The sequence below is a fragment of the Pseudomonadota bacterium genome (assembly GCA_010028905.1).
Lineage (GTDB): Bacteria > Vulcanimicrobiota > Xenobia > RGZZ01 > RGZZ01 > RGZZ01.
Map to the genome: position 1 here is coordinate 1 of RGZZ01000665.1, position 2220 is coordinate 2220.

The following is a 2220-nucleotide window of genomic DNA, read 5'->3' on the forward strand; positions in this document are numbered from 1 at the left end:
CAAGACCGCGGCGTATCTCAATCTCGACATGATCGCCCACCCGTGGACCGAGGCCGAGATTCGCAAGCTGGTGACCGATTCGGGTCTCCAGAATGGGGATGTGTGGATGCGCGGGATCCGCTCGTGTGACTTCGTCGAGCCCGGCGTGGCCGACTGGGCCGCGGGCACACTCGTCCCCGTGCTCGCGAGCGCATCATCCGCCACGGGGCTGAACCTGCACCTCGATCGCACATCGGGGCGCCATGGGGGCAGCGACTACCGCTCGTTCGCCTTGCAGAGCGTGCCCTTCGTACGCTTCTTCGGCAGCTACTTCCCGGACTATCACAAACCGGGCGATCGCCCGGAGCGTCTCGACGCCAGCCAGATCGAGCGCATGGCTCGCCTGGCCTGCGCCACCCTGTGGATTCTCGCCAATCGCTGAGTGCTGAGCGGCCGTTGTCTTTCGGACCGACGATGGCAGGATTGTCTGTCAATCAGGCGAGGGCCTTGTCGACTTCGGTGAGCATGCGCTTGATGGCATGCTCGCTCTGCACCCACATCACCGACATGACGAGCGCGGCTGCGGATGCGATGACGCCGAAGCCGGCGATTCCCACTTCAGGGCGATTGCCCAGTGCGTTTTCGAACACGCAGTAGGGGAACGCCAAGGCCAGCGCGTCTGGTAGAATGCCGCTCAGGGCGCACACCATGACGATGAGAAGCATCGACGCCGCGAACACGAACTTCTGTGTCCGCGAGCATACCGTATGCAGGCCACTCATGATGCCCAGGGCGATGGCGAGGGGTTGCAGCAGCGCCAGCAGCAGGGCGAGCGGATGGAACACGGCCAGCACGATCCAGAAGGGCATCACGATGAGCCACTCACCGGACAAAGCGTAGAAGGCGGCGACGAACTTGCCGGTCAGCAGCGTGCGCGGACGGATGCCGCTCACGACCAGCAGCATCCATGTGGAGCGGTCGCGCTCGGAGGCGATGGCGGCTCGGCCGTAGGCGACCCCTTCGAGCGTGCCGATGGCGAAGGCCGGGATGATGAGAAAGGTCAGCACGCCCGCAACGATGCTCGCCACTTCAGGGAGCGGGGAAAAGCCATTCGCGACCACCGCCATCGTCGCGAGGAACATGGCGCAGAGGGCGAAGGCCGCGGCAAAGGCGCTTCCGGGCGCGGCATCGCGGGTGCTGTAGATGCGCGTGAAACCGCTGCGGTAGGCCCAGTAGAACGGGTTGCCATCGAACGGGCGCAACATGACGGCGGCCAGCTTCGACAAGAGGCTGAGCGGTGTATTCGACTGAGCTTCACGTCTGATGCGGATCTGCTCCGCGGTAAGAGGGGGATGGGAGGCCCCCGCCGGCGCCGTTTTGACCGGGCGCTGATGCAGGTGCCATTGCCAGCGCACCGTGGCGGCCGTCAAGCGCAGCAGTATCAGGGGAAACAGCGACCACGAGAGAACCGTCAGCGGCAGCATCAGGTCTCGCACCGCGCTCGGGGGGTGGCCCCATCGGCCCCACTCACCGGTCACGATGCGGGCGCACTCCACGAATCCGAGCGGGTTGAGGGGGAGTAAGAAGAAGCTGGCGTTCCATGGGAGGTCTAGCCAGGCCTGGAGGAGCACGCTGCCCAGCGAGAGCACGACGAAGAAGCCGAACACCCTGCGCAGGGCCGAGGTGGTGTTCGGCGCCGTCGTCGAGCAGAGCAGTCCCAGGGCGGTCCACCCGGCGAACCACGGCAGCGCGAGCAGCCACATGGTGGCTACGCCCCCCAGGCTGCCGCTGTACAGGGCGATGGCGAGAGGCCACGACACGCCAACCATCCAGCCCTGCGCAATCGGCATGAAGGCCCCGAGGAAGCGCCCCCAGACCTCGCGGAAGGGGGCGACCGGCGTGAGCGATGCAAGCTCGAGGGTGCCAAGGTCGCGCTCACGCACGTAGACCCCCAGAGACGCCATGGCGGCCCAGATAGAGACCGCGACCAGCCAGACCCCGAACAGGCCCCAGAGGGCTGACCGCGCATCTGCGGTGAGGAACGCCAGCAGGGGGAGTGCAAAGCCTCCCAGCATGAGGAGCGTGCGGACCTTCAGATGGTCGCTCTCCTCCGCCCGGCGACGAACGACCTGGGCTTTGTACAGAAACGGGTTGATCACGGTCAACGCAGTGCCCTCCTCAGAATGTCGACTCGTCGGTGCGCGCGAGATAGGCTTTTTCGAGCGACAGGGTCACCTCAGT

Annotated in this window: 2 protein-coding genes; one reads left to right on the forward strand and one right to left on the reverse strand. The window is 65.8% G+C overall.

All coding sequences use genetic code 11. From position 1 onward, the window contains the following. The coding region (locus EB084_24090) for a M28 family peptidase (GenBank protein NDD31344.1) at nt 1-421 on the forward strand (421 nt) is incomplete at its 5' end. 52 nt (nt 422-473) lie between these two features. On the opposite strand, the gene EB084_24095 is transcribed toward EB084_24090, so the two are convergent. Next, nucleotides 474-2144, reverse strand: a complete 1671-nt coding sequence (locus EB084_24095; GenBank protein ID NDD31345.1) for a hypothetical protein — start codon at nt 2142-2144, stop codon at nt 474-476. Nucleotides 2145-2220: the final 76 nt, after the last annotated feature.